16 protein-coding genes are annotated in these 15,979 nt (G+C 68.4%); 6 read left to right on the plus strand and 10 right to left on the minus strand.

Going from position 1 to position 15,979, the window contains the following annotated elements:
- Positions 1-14 precede the first annotated feature (14 nt).
- On the minus strand, positions 15-617 hold the full coding sequence (locus AC1DW0_RS09840; RefSeq protein ID WP_162250716.1) for an ECF-type sigma factor: 603 nt from the start codon (positions 615-617) through the stop codon (positions 15-17).
- Between the two features lie 166 nt (positions 618-783).
- Here AC1DW0_RS09840 and AC1DW0_RS09845 point away from each other — a divergent pair, with 166 nt between their 5' ends.
- The 3 genes from AC1DW0_RS09845 to AC1DW0_RS09855 all read left to right on the plus strand — a co-directional run bounded on the left by AC1DW0_RS09845 (position 784) and on the right by AC1DW0_RS09855 (position 5,464).
- A complete protein-coding gene (locus tag AC1DW0_RS09845; protein WP_200955357.1) occupies positions 784-2,385 on the plus strand; it encodes a hypothetical protein in 1,602 nt (533 codons plus the stop codon).
- A gap of 84 nt (positions 2,386-2,469) precedes the next feature.
- Positions 2,470-5,145 carry a serine/threonine-protein kinase gene (locus tag AC1DW0_RS09850; RefSeq protein WP_457352363.1) on the plus strand — a complete coding sequence of 892 codons (2,676 nt, stop codon included), beginning with the start codon at positions 2,470-2,472 and terminating at the stop codon, positions 5,143-5,145.
- Between the two features lie 160 nt (positions 5,146-5,305).
- Positions 5,306-5,464, plus strand: a complete 159-nt coding sequence (locus AC1DW0_RS09855; RefSeq protein ID WP_082533047.1) for a DUF3309 family protein — start codon at positions 5,306-5,308, stop codon at positions 5,462-5,464.
- Between the two features lie 20 nt (positions 5,465-5,484).
- On the opposite strand, the gene AC1DW0_RS09860 is transcribed toward AC1DW0_RS09855, so the two are convergent.
- The 5 genes from AC1DW0_RS09860 to AC1DW0_RS09880 all read right to left on the minus strand — a co-directional run bounded on the left by AC1DW0_RS09860 (position 5,485) and on the right by AC1DW0_RS09880 (position 9,586).
- Positions 5,485-5,703, minus strand: a complete 219-nt coding sequence (locus AC1DW0_RS09860) for a type II toxin-antitoxin system antitoxin (protein ID WP_056204755.1) — start codon at positions 5,701-5,703, stop codon at positions 5,485-5,487.
- Positions 5,704-5,715: 12 nt separating this feature from the next.
- The gene (locus AC1DW0_RS09865) at positions 5,716-6,609 is read right to left on the minus strand and encodes an SPFH domain-containing protein (RefSeq protein WP_457352361.1); all 894 of its coding nucleotides are present in this window, start codon (positions 6,607-6,609) and stop codon (positions 5,716-5,718) included.
- 324 nt (positions 6,610-6,933) lie between these two features.
- Entirely contained in the window at positions 6,934-8,691 is a 1,758-nt protein-coding gene (locus AC1DW0_RS09870) for an IlvD/Edd family dehydratase (protein WP_457352359.1), read from the minus strand.
- Positions 8,688-8,819 (minus strand): hypothetical protein, encoded by a 132-nt coding sequence (locus tag AC1DW0_RS09875; RefSeq protein WP_268795295.1) that lies wholly within the window; start codon positions 8,817-8,819, stop codon positions 8,688-8,690. Before AC1DW0_RS09875 ends, AC1DW0_RS09870 begins: the two co-directional genes overlap by 4 nt.
- A gap of 86 nt (positions 8,820-8,905) precedes the next feature.
- Positions 8,906-9,586 carry a GntR family transcriptional regulator gene (locus tag AC1DW0_RS09880; protein ID WP_477945636.1) on the minus strand — a complete coding sequence of 227 codons (681 nt, stop codon included), beginning with the start codon at positions 9,584-9,586 and terminating at the stop codon, positions 8,906-8,908.
- Between the two features lie 302 nt (positions 9,587-9,888).
- Here AC1DW0_RS09880 and AC1DW0_RS09885 point away from each other — a divergent pair, with 302 nt between their 5' ends.
- On the plus strand, positions 9,889-13,005 hold the full coding sequence (locus AC1DW0_RS09885; protein WP_477945638.1) for a TonB-dependent receptor: 3,117 nt from the start codon (positions 9,889-9,891) through the stop codon (positions 13,003-13,005).
- 13 nt (positions 13,006-13,018) lie between these two features.
- The gene (locus AC1DW0_RS09890; RefSeq protein WP_457320187.1) at positions 13,019-13,141 is read left to right on the plus strand and encodes a hypothetical protein; all 123 of its coding nucleotides are present in this window, start codon (positions 13,019-13,021) and stop codon (positions 13,139-13,141) included.
- An 85-nt stretch (positions 13,142-13,226) separates the two neighbouring features.
- On the opposite strand, the gene AC1DW0_RS09895 is transcribed toward AC1DW0_RS09890, so the two are convergent.
- From AC1DW0_RS09895 to AC1DW0_RS09905, 3 genes are read right to left on the minus strand one after another with little or no spacing between them, the layout of a single operon-like run.
- Complete coding sequence (locus AC1DW0_RS09895; protein ID WP_457389474.1) at positions 13,227-13,448, minus strand: tautomerase family protein; 222 nt, start codon at positions 13,446-13,448, stop codon at positions 13,227-13,229.
- 2 nt (positions 13,449-13,450) lie between these two features.
- Positions 13,451-13,816 (minus strand): nuclear transport factor 2 family protein, encoded by a 366-nt coding sequence (locus AC1DW0_RS09900; RefSeq protein WP_056204741.1) that lies wholly within the window; start codon positions 13,814-13,816, stop codon positions 13,451-13,453.
- Between the two features lie 4 nt (positions 13,817-13,820).
- Positions 13,821-14,558, minus strand: coding sequence for an SDR family NAD(P)-dependent oxidoreductase (locus AC1DW0_RS09905; RefSeq protein ID WP_457389473.1), 738 nt, complete (start codon positions 14,556-14,558; stop codon positions 13,821-13,823).
- 99 nt (positions 14,559-14,657) lie between these two features.
- On the opposite strand from AC1DW0_RS09905, the gene AC1DW0_RS09910 reads away from it, so the two are divergent.
- The gene (locus AC1DW0_RS09910; protein ID WP_457389472.1) at positions 14,658-15,560 is read left to right on the plus strand and encodes a substrate binding domain-containing protein; all 903 of its coding nucleotides are present in this window, start codon (positions 14,658-14,660) and stop codon (positions 15,558-15,560) included.
- Here AC1DW0_RS09910 and AC1DW0_RS09915 read toward each other — a convergent pair.
- On the minus strand, positions 15,557-15,976 hold the full coding sequence (locus AC1DW0_RS09915; protein WP_457389471.1) for an organic hydroperoxide resistance protein: 420 nt from the start codon (positions 15,974-15,976) through the stop codon (positions 15,557-15,559). The genes AC1DW0_RS09910 and AC1DW0_RS09915 overlap by 4 nt on opposite strands.
- Between the last annotated feature and the right edge of the window lie 3 nt (positions 15,977-15,979).

Genomic DNA, 15,979 nt, shown 5'->3' on the forward strand with positions numbered 1-15,979 from the left:
CCTCCGCCCTCGCGTCAGGCCAGCGGTGCGGCGCCCAGTTCGCGGCGCAGCCAGGCCCGTGCCAGCGCCCAGTCGCGCTTGACGGTGGCGAGCGACAGATCGAGCGCCTGCGCGATCTCGTCGTTTTCGAGCCCGCCGAAGAACTTCAGCTCCACCACCTTGGCCGCGCGCGGGTCGACGGCTTCGAGGGCCAGGATGGCCTCGTGCACGGCCACCACGTCGGGCTCGGCCTGCACGCCGATTTCCGGTGCGCCGGTGATCGACAGCGACACCAGCTGCGCCTCTCGCTTCTCGGTACGCTTGGCCAGCGCGTGGTTCACCAGGATGCGCCGCATCATGGTCGAGGCCACCGACAGGAAATGCGCGCGGTTGGACCATTGCGTGCGCGTCTGCTCGGCCATGCGGAACCAGGCCTCGTGCGTGAGCACCGTCGGGCTCAGTGTGTGCGCGTTCGCCTCGCGGCCCATGTGCGCGCGCGCGATGCGGTGCAGCTCGCCGTAGAGCAGCTCGAAGAGCTGGTTCGACGCGCCGGCCGCGTCCGTGTCGAGCCGGCGCAGCCACTCGGTGACATCGGCGGCGGCGGGGTTCGAAGCGGACAGGGCAGTCATAGCGGTCATGGCGCCGCGCATTTTGCGCGCGGCGCCGCGACATGCCTGCGAAGGATTGCTCGGTTCATGCGTGCCTGTTTTCAAGCCCGATGAGCCTTTTGGCCGCGCCACGCTGCGTACCCCGGCATGCCCCTCGAATCGGCGAGGGGTGCCACCCCTCCCACCGGACTCCACCATGACATCGACCCCTTGCCCAACTCCCCACGGCCTGCGTGGCCTCGTGATCGCGGCGGCCACCGTGGCCGTTGCCACCTTGGCCGGCTGCGGGGGTGGCGGCACCACGGCGCCCGCAGTACCGGCTCCTGCACCGGTCGCAACAGCGCCTGCGCCCGTCCCCGCGCCTGCACCCGCCCCAGCCCCTGCGCCCGCGCCTGCGCCTGCCCCGGCGGTTGTCAAGGCCACATTGACCGGCGTGGCTGCGAGCGGCGCGCCCGTCGTTGGCGGCACGGTCACGGCCACCTGTACCAGCGGGCCGGCCACGGTCTCGCTGCCGACCAGCGCCACCGGCACCTGGACCGTCGACGTGCCGGCCAACACGCTGCCCTGCGCACTGCAGGTGTCGGGTGGCAAGGTGGGCGGCGTGCCGAATGCGCTTTCGCTGCACAGCATTGCCGTGGCCGCCGGGCGCGTGAACATCACCACCCTCACCGACCTGACCATTGCGCGCGCTGCCGGCATGCCGCCCGCGACCTGGTTTGCGGGCCTGGCCGCCGCACCGGCGGGCACCCGGCTCGACACCGCCGGAGCGCTCACCCAGCTGATTGCCACCCTCACGGCCGGCAGCTACGTGCTGCCCACCGGGCCGTTCGACCCCTTCACCGGCGTGTTCGACGCCAAGCCGGGCGATTCCACGGACGCGCTGCTGGACAGTGTCATGGCCGCCGCGCTTGCCAGCCACAAGACCTACATCGACCTGATCGCCGACTTCAGCGCCGCAACCAATGGCATCTACCGCTTGCCGCCCGCGCTGACGGGCACCGATCCCACGCCACCGGCGCCGCACGCCATCGTGCTCACGCCCAAGGGGCAGGCGATGGCCGCAGACGTCGCGCCGGCCATCGGCACCTGGCAGGGCCAGCTCGGGCGCGTCTTCACGCCGGGCCAGGCGACGCAGGAGACCACCTCGTGCAGCATTGCCGTGGCCAAGGACGGCATGCTGACCGTCTCGGCCGGTGGACGCAGCCTGCAGGCCGCCGTCAACGGCGACGTGGGCGACCTCATCCTCAATGTCGTCAGCCTCACGCGGGTCCAGGCCAGCGATGTGCCGAACGACCGCTACGCCCAGCTCACCCTCGTCAAGGGTGTGATGGCGCAAGGCGTGGCGCGCCAGGGCGGCACCGGCTTCACCACGGCCACGGACCGGGTGGAGTGCTGGCTGAGCAACCCCAACCCGACCAGCGCAGGCGGCGCCAACGTCGCGACGCTGAACGGCGCCACCGCGGCCGACATGTCGGCGGCACTCGTCGGCCACTACACGAGCAGCAGCTGCACGCTGGACGTGTCGAGCAGCGGCGTCTTCCACCTGGTGAGCGGCAATGTTGACGTGACGACCCGCCTCGCCGGCGACGAGGACGACGTCATCGTCACCTTTGGCGAGAGCGTGGCGGTGCAGGCGCAGGACTACTTCACCGCCGGTGAACAAACCTGGGTGACGCTGGCCTACCAGCCGGCCAACGCGGCGCTGAACGTGCCGGCGTCGTACAGCGCCGACGCCAGCCACCGCATGCCGCGACCGGTCAAGTCGCTTGCGCAGTGCAGCGGCCTCGTCAAGCAGTGATGGCACGGGGGGCGGTTCCCCCGCTCCCCCGCATGCCGGTGCGTCACTACAGTCGCGTCGCCACCGCCCACCCCGAGCCCGCCGATGACCACCCCCACCCCCACGCCCGCCGACTGGGCCGCCCTGCGAAGCCTCTTCGATGAGGCGGTGGCGCTGCCTGCGGCCGAGCGTGCGGCGCATGTCGACGCGCTGCCCGTGAGCGCCGCGATGAAGGCCGAGCTGCACTCGCTGCTCGCCCATCACGCCGACCACACCGACGGCGATCCGCTGCTATCGCGGCCCATCGCCGAGAGCGTGGCCGCCAGCCTGTCCCGCGACGGCGAGCGTTTCGGTGCCTGGGCCGTCGTGCGCAGCATCGGCAGCGGCGGCATGGGCGAGGTGTACGAGGCGCGTCGCGCTGACGGCAGCTTCGAGGGCCGCGCGGCCATCAAGGTGATCAAGCGGGGCATGGACAGCGACGCCGTGCTGCAGCGCTTCGCGCAGGAGCGCCAGGCGTTGGCGCGGCTGCATCACCCGCACATCGCCCAGCTCTTCGACGCCGGTCTCAGCGCCGACGGGCTGCCCTATTTCGTCATGGAGTTCATCGATGGCCTGCCCATCGATGAGGCGGCGCGCTCACGGCCCATCGACGCGCGCCTCGCGCTCTTCCTGCAACTGGCCGACGCCGTTGCCCACGCTCACCGCAACCTGCTCGTGCACCGCGACCTCAAGCCCGGCAACGTGCTCGTCACGTACGACGGACAGGTCAAGCTGCTCGACTTCGGCATCGCCAAGGCGCTCGACCCGGCCGAGGCGCAAGGGAACGACAGCACCCTTGGCGCCGTCCGCCCCTTCACGCCCAACTACGCCAGCCCCGAGCAGGTGCGCGCCGAGCCGGTGGGCACGGGTACCGATGTCTACTCGCTGGGCGTGCTGCTCTACCAATTGCTGACTGGCCAGCGTCCTTACGGCCGCAATGCGCGCGGCCCCGCCGAGGCCGCGCGCGCGGTGCTCGACGAAGCGCCGACCCGTCCCTCGCAGCTGAGCAGCCCCGACGCTGCGGCGCCCGATGCTCAGGCCTGGCTGATCACCCGGCAGCGCCTCAAGGGCGATCTCGACAACATCCTGCTCAAGGCGCTGGAGAAGGACGTGGGCCGCCGCTATGCCAGCGTCGAGCAGTTCGCCGCCGACCTGCGCGCCACGCTTGCGGGCTACCCGGTCAGCGCCCGCGCGCCCAGCCGCGGCTACTTGTTGTCCAAGTTCGTGCGGCGCAACCGCCTGCCGGTGGCCTTGGGTCTGGGCGTCGTGCTGGCTCTGGCCGGGGGCCTGGCGGCGGCGTCCTGGCAGGCACACGTGGCCGGCCAAGCGCGCGCGGCGGCCGAGTTGCGGCTGACGGCGGTCAAGGGCATCACGGCCGATCTGGTGTTCCGCTTCGGCGATGCGATCGCCTACCTGCCCGGCGGCAGCAAGGCCCAGGATGCGCTGCTGGCACAGACCCTCGCCGCGCTCGACCCCCTGGTGCAGGGCGAACAGCCCGATGGCGACCTGCAGGCGCTCAGCGCCGCCATCCTCGCCCGCCGCGCCGAGTTGTTGGGCAATGACACCACTGGCACGGCCGAACTCGGTGCCCAGACCGACGCGATGGCCCAGCGCGCCGTCGAGCTGGGCGAGCGCCTGTGGGCCAGCCAGCATCACGACTGGCGTTTTGCGCAGTGGCATGCCCGCGCGCTGCAGGTGCAGTCGGTTCGGCTGCGCAACACCGGCCAGCGCGAGCGTGCGGTGACCAACAGCCGGCTCATCCTCCAGCGCCTTGAACAGGCACGCCCGTTTGCCAGGGACGACGTGCTGGGCCGCGCAGCCCTGGGCGTGGAGCTGGCCAACACCACCCTGAGCCTCGGGCAGACGCTGAGCGCGGCAGGCCAGCTTGACGAAGCCCTGGCCCTGTACGCCAAGGCCGAGCCGGTCTACCGCGAACTGCTGGCCGACACCGCCATGCATGCCGAGAGCGACCGTCGCGCCGCACCCGGCGAGATGAAGACCGAGGTCTACCTCCGCCACCAGCTCGGCGTCGCTCTGGCATCCCGCGCGCTGACGCTGCTGCGCCTGGACCGGCTCGACGACGCGCTGGCCCAGCTGCAGGCCGCGATGCCGTTGCGCCGCGCCAATGTCGAGGCCGAGCCCGCCAACATCGCCTGGCACGATGGCCTGCTGCAAGAGGCCAATACCCTGTCGCTTGTGCAACTGCGCCGTGGCGAATGGGCCGCAGCGCTCGAGGCCTCGACCCTGGCCTGGACCGAGAACGAGCGCCTGGCCCGGCAGGAGGGCCCGCAGAGCAAATGGGTCCAGTTGCCGCGGACGCTGGCCGCCCAGCATGGTCTCGCGCTCTGGCGCAATGGCCGGCCTGGGCAGGCGCTGGCAGTGGTCGAGCAGGGCCTGGCCGCGTGGAAGGCGTCGCCCGGCACCGCGCCCAATCCCACGGCCGAACTGCGCTGGAGTGCCCTGCAAGCGGTGTACGGCGCCCTGCTGGCCGAGCTTCACAAGCCCGGCGCGCAAGCGCAACTGCGTGAGGCCCTGGCCCGGCTGCAGCCGCTGTTCGATGACCCCAGCCTGGGTCGCCCGGCGCGGCTGGCCTGGGCCGAGGCGGCCGCCTGGCTGGTGGCACTGAAGCCGGTGGATGGCGAGGCGCTGCGCCGGCAGGCGCTGGGCGCGCTGGCGGCTGCGGCCAGCGTGACGCCGCTGGCGGCCGACCATGCCGCGTTGAAGGGTCGGCTGGAGACCTGAGCGCGGCCGTGCGATGGCGCAAGTCCTGAGCCGGCATCGGGCTAGCCGGTTGCGCGGTCAAGTCCTACACCTGCGGATCGGCCTTGCGAGGAGAGTCGGCACAGGTTCAAGGCGCTTCAGCGCCGTTGAATCGTGAGCCCCAACTACCAAGGAGACCGCCATGAGTCTAGGTGCCATTCTGCTCGTCGTGCTGATCCTTCTTCTGCTCGGCGCCATCCCGGCGTGGCCCCATAGCCGCGGCTGGGGCTATGGGCCAACGGGAGGGATCGGCCTGGTTTTGCTGATCGTGCTCGTGCTGTTCTTTATGGGCCGGATATAGCCGTCTCGACGTGAGCGCGTCTACCCTTGGCCGGTGTCGCCCGGCTCGTTGGGTGGCCGCCCTCGCCGCGGCGCCGGGCTGGCAGCCGGCTTGATGCCGCGCCGCGCCAGCGCCTCGCGCAGCAGCACTTCGACCTGCGCATTGGCCGAGCGCAGCTCCTGTGCTGCCAAGCGTTCGATTTGTGCCCACAGCGCCGGGTCCACCCGCAACGCGAAGGCCTTCTTGTCGGGGCTGGCCATGCCGCGGCGCGCTCAGGCGTACAGCGTGCCAGCGTTGATGATGGGTTGGGCATCCTTGTCCGAGCACAGCACGACGAGCAGGTTGGACACCATGGCCGCCTTGCGCTCGTCGTCCAGCACGACGATCTCGCGCTCCGACAACCCGCGCAGCGCCTCCTCCACCATCGTCACCGCGCCCTGCACGATCTTCTTGCGTGCGCTGATGATGGCCTCGGCCTGCTGGCGGCGCAGCATCACCTGAGCGATTTCCGGGGCGTAGGCGAGGTGGGTGATCTTGGCCTCCAACACCGTCACGCCGGCCTGGGCGCAGCGCTCCTGCAGTTCGGCGACCAGCGCCTTGACGACCTCGTCCTGGCCGGCGCGCAGCGTCGTTTCGTCGGGGTCCAGGTCCTCGCCGTCGTCGTAGGCGAACTGTGTGGCCAGATGGCGAATGGCCGTCTCGGCCTGCACGCCGACGTAGGTTTCGAACTTGTCCACCTCGAAGACGGCGCGCGCCGTGTCCTGCACGCGCCAGACGATGGCGGCGCTGATTTCGATAGGGTTGCCGCGCTTGTCGTTGACCTTGATGTGCGGCGCGTTCAGATTGCGCGCGCGCAGCGAGATGCGCTCCCGCATCGCGAACGGGTTGGCCCAGCGAAGGCCTTCATGGCGGTCGGTGCCGACATAACGGCCGAACAGCGTCAGGATTCGCGCCTCGTTGGGCTCCTGCATGTAGATCCCGATCAGCATGAGCAAACTGGCCGCGAAGAGGAGCACGGTCAGCACCATCAGCGCCAGGTTGCCTAGGGACCACACGAACAGCGCCGCCGCCGCTGCCGCCCCGCCCAGGCTGCAGGCAATGGGCACGAAGCCGCTGAACGCGCGAGCCGGCAGTTCGAGACGAGAGAGCTGTTCGAGGACGGGCATGGCGATACCTCAGAAAAAGGAGATATCACTTTAATGCACTTTGCCCGGCGTGACCACACAGGGCCTGTTAACGCTACGGCAACGGGTCGCGTTGTGGCCAGAAAAGCCGCGAGCAAGGCGCAAAGCGGAGCCGGGTTGCACACCCGGCGAGCATTTGCAACGCTGGACGCGGCTTTTCTGGCCACAACCCGAAGGGAAGGCCCTCCGCCAGGGGCCACTCGGCGTTGCGTCACTGGCTCGCACCCGAGTGCGAGCGGCGTGCCGCGCCTTGATTGACCCCTGGCGGAAGGCCTTCGCGACCCATTGCCGTAGTGTTAGCAGGCCCTAATGGTTGTGCCGCGGTGGCGTGTCGATCACGGCGCGATAGGGCACGGCGAGTTCCAGGCAGGCGCCGGTCGACAGCTGCCCCACCGTTGAGCGATAGATCTCCTGCCACGGTGTCTGGCTTGGCGGTACCGCAGGTGGCGCATCTTCAGCGCGGCGGCGCGCCAGCTCCTCATCACTGAGCAGCGCGTCGCAGCGGCCCGCGATCAGGTCGACGCGGATGACATCGCCCGTGCGCAGCCAGGCCAGCCCACCGCCGATGGCGCTCTCGGGCGAGGCGTGCACGATGGAGGGGCTGTCCGACGTGCCCGACTGGCGGCCGTCGCCCAGCGTGGGCAAGCTCATCACGCCGCGCCGGATCAGCGCGTCCGGTGGCTGCATGTTGACGACCTCGGCGGAGCCCGGCCACCCCATCGGCCCGGCGCCGCGCATGACGAGGATGCAGCCCTCATCGATGCCAAGCGCAGGGTCGTTGATGCGCGTGTGATAGTCGTCGGGGCTGTCGAAGACGATGGCCCGGCACTCAAAAGCGCCGTCCTTCAGGTAGCGCTCGCGGAACGTTGCCGAGATGACGCTGGCCTTCAGGATGGCGAAGTCGAACAGGTTGCCGCTCAACACGACGAAGCCGGCATCGGGCTTCAGCGGTGCGCTGACCGGGTAGATGACTTCACGGTCCTGCGTCTCGCGGCCGTCGAGATTGGCGGCCATCGTGTGGCCGGTCACCGTCGGCCGGATGGTGCGCAGCAGGCCGGCCCGCTTCAGCTCCCACATGACGGCCGGCACGCCGCCGGCGCGGTGGAAGCGCTCACCGAGGAACTGGCCGGCCGGCTGCATGTTCAGCAGCAGCGGCACGTGCTGGCCCACCTCGGTCCAGTCGGCAGCTGTCAGCTCGATGCCGGCATGGCGGGCCATGGCCATCAGGTGCGGCTGGGCGTTGGTCGAGCCGCCGATGGCCGCGTTGACGACGATGGCGTCGAGAAAGGCGTCGCGGCTGAGGATCTTCGACGGCCGCAGGTCCTCGCGCGCCATGTCGACGATGCGCCGGCCCGTCTCATAGGCCATCTGGCCGCGCTCGCGGTAGGGCGCCGGGATGGCCGAGCAGCCGGTCAGCGACAGCCCCAGGCACTCGGCCAGCGCATTCATCGTCGAGGCCGTGCCCATGGTGTTGCAGTGGCCGGCCGAGGGCGCGGAGGCCGCAGCAATCTCGATGAAGGTCTCTTCGTCGATCTCGCCCGCCGCGAGCCGCCGGCGGCCGGCCCAGATGGCGGCGCCGGAGCCGACGAGCTGCCCCTCGAACCAGCCGTCCAGCATCGGGCCGCCGGACAGCACGATGGCCGGGATGTCGACGGTGCTTGCTGCCATGACCTGCGCCGGCGTCGTCTTGTCGCAGCCGGTCGTCAACACGACGGCGTCCAGCGGGTAGCCGTGCAGGATCTCGACGAGGCCGAGGTAGGCCAGGTTGCGGTCCAGCGCCGCGGTGGGGCGGCGGCAGTTCTCGAAGATGGGATGCAGAGGGAACTCCATCGCGATGCCACCCGCGTCGCGAATGCCATCGCGCACGCGCTTCGCCAGCTCCAGATGGATGCGGTTGCAGGGGCTCAGGTCGCTGCCGCTCTGGGCGATGCCGATGATGGGCCGGCCCGAGCGCAGCTCCTGCGGCGTGAGGCCGTAGTTCATGAAGCGCTCCAGATAGAGCGCCGTCATGTCGATGTGATCGGGGTTGTCGAACCAGTCCTGGGAGCGCAGTCGGCGCGTCATCGTGCGCGGCTCCGCAAGTGCTTCATCAGCGCGCCGACGCCATGGGCCGTCGTGGCGGCTTGGGCGGAGATGTCCACCAGGGCGCCTTCGGCGTCGGCGGGAAGGAAGCTGGGGTCGGTCGGGGTCATGCGGCTCGCGGTGCGGTAGGGAGGCGGCCCGAATTGTGAGCGCTACCGATTGCGCCTGCCAAGCGGGGGGCGAAGCGGGCGGCGCTTCAAGAGAGGATGAGGTACTCGGGGTAGCGTTGCTGGATCTCTTCCACCGAGGCCAGCGTGCCCGACAGGTGCTCGCGCACGGCCTGTTGCGCGCCTTGCGCGTCACCCGATTCGATGGCTTGCAGGATGGCCAGGTGGCCGGCCAGGATGGACTCGGCCTTGCCCTCGCTCGGCGCGTGCAGCAGCCGCAGCCGGTCGATGTGGCCCGACATGCGCGTCACCACCGACCACAGCCGCGGCAGGCCGGCGGCGACGTACATCAGCCGGTGGAACTCCTTGTCGGCCGCGATGAAGGCGGGATAGTCCTTGCTGGCGGCGAGGCCCACCTGGCGCGCCAGTTGGGCTCGCAGGTCGTCGATCACTGCCTGGTCATGCGAGAGCGCCAGCAGGCGTGCGATTTCGATTTCGATGGAGCGGCGCAGGAAATGCGCCTCGCGGGCCGCCGGCACGTCGATGCGGGTGACCTGGGTTGTGTACTGGGCGCGGATGAGCACCAGGCCTTCTTCGCTGAGCCGCATGAGCGCGTCGCGCACGGGCGTCTGGCTGACGCCGAAACCCTGGGCCAGCTCGGCCCGGTCGAGGGCGCTCCCCGGCGCCAGCTCCAGCGAAATGATGGCGGCGCGAAGCGCTTCGACGACCTGGGGCGCCGCATGGCGGGTGGGATCTAGCGTGGTGTTCATCTCGAGGGGCAAGCCAAATCTGCCGTTGGCGCGCGGAGGCTGGGCGCCATTGTCATCGCGGGCTTGATGCGTCCTGGCGCGGCTGATGGGGCGCGGTCTGGCCCGTCGGCCGACAAGCCTGAGAGCGCTATCCAATGTTCGATCACCTTGCAATTCTTAGCCGCCTTTCTGCCTCGCGGCCCACTAATACATTAGTACACACCCTCGTTGACTGAGGTTTCCTGTGGACGTAAATTGAAAATGTGCGCGCTACCATTTTGATGATGACGGCGTCATAGAACCAATCAGGAGACAAAGACAAGATGAGCAAGACCAATTCGCAGCCGCGCCGCCGCGCCCGCCTGGATCGACAGCTGGCCGTGGGCACCACGCTGCTGGCCGGCCTGATCACGCAGGCCTATGCGCAGACCGCGCCGGCACCATCGGCCCAGCAACTGGAGACGGTCGTCGTGACCGGCATCCGCAGCTCGTTGGCTGCCTCGGCGCTTTCGAAGCGCGAGAACATCGGCCTGTCGGACTCGATCCACGCCGAAGACATCGGCAAGTTCCCGGACAACAACCTCGCCGAGTCGATCTCGCGCATCCCCGGCGTCCAGGTGAACCGCGACGTGACGGGTGAGGGTTTGAACATCCAGGTCCGCGGCCTGGGTTCCAACTTCACGCGCATCCTGATGAACGGTAACCCCGTCGCATCGGCCTCCACGAGCTTCAGCAGTGCCGGTAGCGCCAACCGCGAAGTCGACCTGGACTTCATGCCGGGCGACCTTTTCTCGCGCATCACGGTGTCCAAGAGCCCCACGGCCGGGATGCTGGAAGGCGCTATCGCCGGCGTCGTGAACATGCGCAACGCCCGCCCGTTCGACAAGGCAGGTACGCGCGGCACCGTCAAGCTGCAACTGGCCAAGAACGACCCCGCGCCCAAGCCCAGCACGCGCGGCACGGCGCTCTACAGCACGACGTTCGGCGACACCTTCGGCGTGCTGGCCGGCGTGTCCTTCGCCCGCAACAAGATCACCACGCGCGGCTTCGAGGACGGTACCGACTGGGTCACGCCCCGTCTGACCAACCCTTTGCAGACCGGCGCGGGTACCTCAACCACCAACGGTGCCTGGGGCATCCCGACGACTGTGCCCGCTGCGGCCGCCGGTACCTATGGTTCGACGACATTGGCAGCCGGCCAGTCCGTCGATATGGCGCTGCTGAAACAGCTGAACCCCAATGCCACGATCCAGCAACTGGACAACGGCTACATGCCGCGCCTGCCGCGCCCGGTGAACTTCACGGGTGAGCGCAATCGTGCCAACGCCCTGCTGAGCTTCGAGTTCCGCCCGACCGCAGATTTCGACGCCTACCTTGATTTGCTGACTGGCAGCAAGACCAGCAAGCAGGAGCGTGTCGACTTCGACATCAACGTCCGCAACAGCGCCGTCATCCCTTCGGCAATGAGCTATGACCGCAGCGACTGCGCGGTCTACTGCTTCGTGACGGGCGGCACCCTCCTCAACGGCACTGGCTTCCTTGAATACCGCCGCATGGACGAGAGGAGCAGCTTCACGTCCGTGAACCCGGGCTTCGAATGGCGCATCTCCGACAAGTGGACGCTGGACGCGCAGGCCAATCAGGCCAGCAGCAAATTCAGCCGCACCGCGCCCACGCTCCTGGTCCCGACCGACGCGGCCAAGCCGTTCACGGTGAATATCGGCGCCAACGCCAATTTCCCGGTCTACACGCCCAACGGCTTCGACCCGAACAGCCCGGCCGGCTACACCTGGGATCACCACGGCAACGCGACGGGCGCCCAGATCAGCGTCAATCGTGAGGACCGTGAGATCAAGACGAGGGGTGCACGCTGGAATCTGGCCTGGGGAGACGAGAGCCTGACCCTCAAGGGTGGCATGGCCTATGACACCTACCACCGCCTGATCACGCCGTTCAACGACGATGGCCGTCTGCAGAACGTCGTCTGCGGCGGCAACCTCAACGTCCGCATGTACGCGCCCAACAACACCAACCCGAATGGCTGCGCGATCATTCCGATCACGGCCAACCCGGCGACGCAATACCCTGGCTACGGCCAGGGCGCGACGGCTGGCGGGCCCGCGCTGGCCTATCAGGGCTCGGCCGTGCCGGACATTTCCAAGTACCTGGTGCCCGGCCCCAACGGCTTCGTCACGATTGACTGGAGCCGCTTCGCTAGGGCCACCAGCTACGACAGCATCACCGCCGGCATGGTCCAGCTCGCGGGCAGCAACGCCCTCAGCGGTGCGTCTCCGCAGGACTTCGGTGAAAACGTCTTCGGCAACTACATCGAGGTGTCCGGCCAGACGCGCGTCTTCGACCGCCTGCTGCGCTACGACGCGGGCCTGCGCCGCACGCGCACCTCGCAGAGCGTCGGCGCGTACACGGGCAACGTGGCCGATCCGCGCAATGCAGGCCTGGCCAACGGCGGCCTGTATCCGAACCTGGTCACGGAGACGACGGGCCAGACTTCCTACAGCAACACCCTGCCCAGCGGCACGCTGGCCTACAACCTGGCTGACGACATGATCGTCCGCGCGGCGGCTTCGAAGGCCATCACCCGTGCTGACCCCAAGGCGCTGCAGCCGCTGAGAGCGACGTCCAATGACGTGGCCCTGTCCAACGCCACCGCCACCAACCCGGGGCTCAAGCCCTTCGAGTCCAAGAACCTGGACTTTGGATGGGAGTGGTACACGGACAAGAAGGGCAGCTATCTCGCGGCGGCCTATTTCGAAAAGAAGATCAAGAACTTCCCGCGCACTGTCGTGCGCCAGATGACGCTGTCGCAGATCCGCCAAGAGTTCGGTGCCGACTCGCTGCAGTACGCAGCGGGCAGCGCGATCGACCTGGCGGTGACTGCGGCCGGCGGCCCCGACAAGTTCAACATTCCGCTGTCGCAGCCGCTCAACACGGAAGACATCATGAAGCTCAAGGGCTGGGAGTTGAGCTGGGCGCAGTCGCTGGACCGCTTCCTGCCGATCAACGGCTTCGGCTTCTACGCCAACTACACCCGCACCAAGCAGGATGCAGGCACCAGTGGCCAGGTGCCGATTGGCGCGGCGCCCTATACGGCCAACCTGACCGTGTACTTCGAAAACAGCCGCGGCTCCATCCGCCTGAGCAACAGTTACCAGGCCCGGACTCCGTTCGAGTCGAAGAACACGGATTCCATCCCGGCAGGCACCATGTTCAAGTACAACAAGGCCTACTACCAGGCGGACCTCTCGACCCGTCTCGAAATCGGCGACTGGGTGGGGTGGAAGCAGGGCGTGTCGCTCAACTTTGACGTTGCCAACCTGAACAAGGCCACGCAGAAGTCCTACATCCAGGAAGAGCTCGCCGTGCGTGGCTACTGGGATCCGGGCCGTACCTATCAGCTGACCGCTCAGATGAAGTTCTGACCAGAGGCAGGCCATGTTCGGCGTCGTCCACCTGACCCGCGCCTCGCAGCGCACCAGCTTCCAGTTGGCCAACGCGCCGTACGCGATCTACGAGCCGGGTCGCACTTGCCAGGTGGGTCTGCGCGCCAGCTTCTGATTCATCGCCTGTGTCTCCGCCAGCGGTCCGGGTGTGGCCCGCTGGTGTTTCGATGAGGGTCCTCGCCGGCCGGTGGCGAGCGCCCTCATCTTTTTATTGGCACCGCCGCCCGCTCGTGCCGGAGCTCGGTGACGGTGCGGCCGGCAACGCCCCAGTTGTCGGTGTCGACCTCGTCGATGACGACGAAGGTGGCCGCCGGTTCCTTGTTCAGCACGCGGACCATCAGGTCGGTCGCCTCGGCAATCAATTGCTTCTTTTGATCCAGCGTCACGCCTTCGCGGGTAATCTCGATGCGGATGTAGGGCACGGTCAGGTCTCCTGATGGGTGTAGAGCTTGGCAACGATGGACCAGCGGCCGCCATCCTTGAGCAGGCTGAGCTGGTCCAGGTAGTCGAAGCCCAGCATCTGGCAGCGCGCCGTCGCCAGCGCGACCGAGCCGTCGATGCGCAGGGCCTGCAATTGCATGCGCTGGGTCTCGCCCTGGCTTTGCGGGCTGGCCCGCTTGGCCACCACCTGCAGATAGGGCTCGACGTCGCGCAGCAGCACCTGGCCGCTGACCTCGCCGTAGAGCCGCGCCTGCGAGTGGAAGACCTGCGCGAGCAGATCCACATCGCCACGGTAGAGGCCGTCGAAATAGCGCTGCAGCAGCGCCAGCAGTTCTTCGCGGTCGGTCATGGCATCACCACTTGCCGGAGCTCATGCCGCCATCCACGGGCAGCACGACGCCGGTCGTGAAGGCCGCGCCGGCGAGATAGAGCACCGCATCGGCAATCTCCTGCACGGTCGCGATGCGGCCGGCCGGCTGCAGCGTGTTCAAAAAGCCATGCATGTCGGCCGTGTACATCGGCGTGTCGACGATGCCGGGTGCAACGGCGGCCACCTGCACGTTGTGCGGTGCCAGCTCCAGCGCCAGGGCTCGGGTGGCGTGGTTGATGCCGCCCTTGATCAGCACCGGCAACACCGCTGGCACGCCCTGGATGGGTTGCGACGCGATGGCGGCCGTGATGTTGATGATGTGGCCGGCCTTGCGCTCCACCATGTGGCGGGCCGCGGCCTGCGACGGGTAGACAAAGCCCTTGAGGTTGGTGTCGACGAGGGCATCCAGCTCGGCCGGCGTGTAGTCGACAAAGGGCTTGGCGTTGAAGATGCCGGCGTTGTTGACGAGCACGTCGACGCGGCCGAAGCGTTCGATGGCCGCCTGTACGAGGCGGGTGCCGGTGGCCGGGTCGGCCACGTCGCCGGCGACGGTGAGCAGGTTGTCGGGCTTGCCGAGTTCGACGGCGGCCTGCTGCAGGCGCTCGGCGTTGCGGCCGTTGGCGACGACGTTGTCGCCCTGCTTCAGGAAGGCGGCAGCGATGGCCAGACCGATGCCGCTGGAGGCGCCGGTGACGATGACGGTGCGAGGACAGTGGTTCATGGATGACTCCATTGGGTTGCGATGGACTCAAATCTATTGGCGACGTCGTGATCAATAAATAAGATCCTGGCCACTTCAGTATTTACATGATGTGATGGCATGAATCGGCAATTCGACGACCTGATGCTGGGCAGCCTGGAGCTCTTCTGCGCGGCGGCGGAGCTGGGTGGCTTCACGGCGGCGGCTACGGCGGCGGGCGTGACGCCGGCGGCCGTCAGCCGCACGGTGGCGCGCCTCGAAGAGAGGTTGGGCGTGCGCCTGTTCGTGCGCACGACGCGGCAGATCCGCCTCACCGACGCGGGCCAGGCTTACTACGAGCAATGCCGCCAAGTGCTGAACCAGTTGGTGGAAGCCGAGCGCGAAGTCAGCGGCCGGCAGGCGGCGCCGAGCGGCCTGCTGCGCATCAGCGTGCCGACCACCTATGGCCACCACCGCCTGCTGCCGCGCCTGCCGGCGTTTCGCGAGCGCTACCCGGAGATCCGCGTGGATGTGCACGTCAGCAACCGCAACATCGACTTCGCGGCCGAGGGCTATGACCTCGCCGTGCGCGTGCGCGCGCCAGCCGACTCGACGCTGATCGCGCGGCACCTGGAGGACGCCGAACTGTTGCTCGTCGCCGCGCCCGACTACCTGCGCCGGCGTGGCGAGCCGCAGTCACTCGACGAGCTGGCGCTGCATGACTGCATCCAGTTCGAGCTGCCCAGCAGTGGCCGCACCATTCCCTGGTTGTTCCGTGTCGACGGCAAGGACGCCGAACGCCAGACCACCGGCGGCACCAGCTGCTCCGACGATGTGCTGGCCGGCGTGACCTTGGCTCGCCACGGCGCCGGCATCTTCCAGGCCTATCGCTTCACGGTGGAGGAGGAGTTGCGCCAGGGCCGCCTCGTCGAACTGCTCAAGCCCTTCGGCGGCCGCTCGCGGCCCTTCAACCTGCTCTACCCGCACCAGCGCCACGTGCCGCTGCGGGTGAGGTGCTTTGTCGACTTCTTGCTGGCGACCTAGAGAATTTCAAAGCGCACGTCGATGTTGCCTCGCGTCGCATGGGAGTAGGGGCAGAGCTGGTGGGCGCCGTCGACGAGCTGTTTCTTCTGCTCGGCATCGAGGCCGGGCAGGTTGACGGTCAGCTTGACCGCCAGCGCAAAGCCCTGGTCGGCCGTGGTGCCGAGAGACACATCAGCATCGATGCTGACCTCGTCCGGCACGCGGATGCCGAGCGGCGCGCCCGCGCGGCGCATCGCGCCCATGAAGCAGGCCGAGTAGCCGATGCCGAACAGCTGCTCGGGGTTGGTGCCGGGCTTGTTGGCGCCAGGCGGGCTGAGCTTGACGTCCAGTTCGCCGTCGCTGGACTTGCCCCAGCCCTCGCGGCCTCCGGCGGTGTGGGTGTGGGCGGTGTAGACGACTTTCTCGATGGCGCGCATGGT

The organism is Roseateles sp. P4_D2 (assembly GCF_056401875.1).

What these genes read in the sequence shown, in the direction of transcription:
- AC1DW0_RS09840 (WP_162250716.1), bottom strand. Translation starts at nt 617, where the DNA reads ATGACCGCTATGACTGCCCTGTCCGCTTCGAACCCCGCCGCCGCCGAT.
- AC1DW0_RS09845 (WP_200955357.1), top strand. Translation starts at nt 784, where the DNA reads ATGACATCGACCCCTTGCCCAACTCCCCACGGCCTGCGTGGCCTCGTG.
- AC1DW0_RS09850 (WP_457352363.1), top strand. Translation starts at nt 2,470, where the DNA reads ATGACCACCCCCACCCCCACGCCCGCCGACTGGGCCGCCCTGCGAAGC.
- AC1DW0_RS09855 (WP_082533047.1), top strand. Translation starts at nt 5,306, where the DNA reads ATGAGTCTAGGTGCCATTCTGCTCGTCGTGCTGATCCTTCTTCTGCTC.
- AC1DW0_RS09860 (WP_056204755.1), bottom strand. Translation starts at nt 5,703, where the DNA reads ATGGCCAGCCCCGACAAGAAGGCCTTCGCGTTGCGGGTGGACCCGGCG.
- AC1DW0_RS09865 (WP_457352361.1), bottom strand. Translation starts at nt 6,609, where the DNA reads ATGCCCGTCCTCGAACAGCTCTCTCGTCTCGAACTGCCGGCTCGCGCG.
- AC1DW0_RS09870 (WP_457352359.1), bottom strand. Translation starts at nt 8,691, where the DNA reads ATGACGCGCCGACTGCGCTCCCAGGACTGGTTCGACAACCCCGATCAC.
- AC1DW0_RS09875 (WP_268795295.1), bottom strand. Translation starts at nt 8,819, where the DNA reads ATGACCCCGACCGACCCCAGCTTCCTTCCCGCCGACGCCGAAGGCGCC.
- AC1DW0_RS09880 (WP_477945636.1), bottom strand. Translation starts at nt 9,586, where the DNA reads ATGAACACCACGCTAGATCCCACCCGCCATGCGGCGCCCCAGGTCGTC.
- AC1DW0_RS09885 (WP_477945638.1), top strand. Translation starts at nt 9,889, where the DNA reads ATGAGCAAGACCAATTCGCAGCCGCGCCGCCGCGCCCGCCTGGATCGA.
- AC1DW0_RS09890 (WP_457320187.1), top strand. Translation starts at nt 13,019, where the DNA reads ATGTTCGGCGTCGTCCACCTGACCCGCGCCTCGCAGCGCACCAGCTTC.
- AC1DW0_RS09900 (WP_056204741.1), bottom strand. Translation starts at nt 13,816, where the DNA reads ATGACCGACCGCGAAGAACTGCTGGCGCTGCTGCAGCGCTATTTCGAC.
- AC1DW0_RS09905 (WP_457389473.1), bottom strand. Translation starts at nt 14,558, where the DNA reads ATGAACCACTGTCCTCGCACCGTCATCGTCACCGGCGCCTCCAGCGGC.
- AC1DW0_RS09910 (WP_457389472.1), top strand. Translation starts at nt 14,658, where the DNA reads ATGAATCGGCAATTCGACGACCTGATGCTGGGCAGCCTGGAGCTCTTC.
- AC1DW0_RS09915 (WP_457389471.1), bottom strand. Translation starts at nt 15,976, where the DNA reads ATGCGCGCCATCGAGAAAGTCGTCTACACCGCCCACACCCACACCGCC.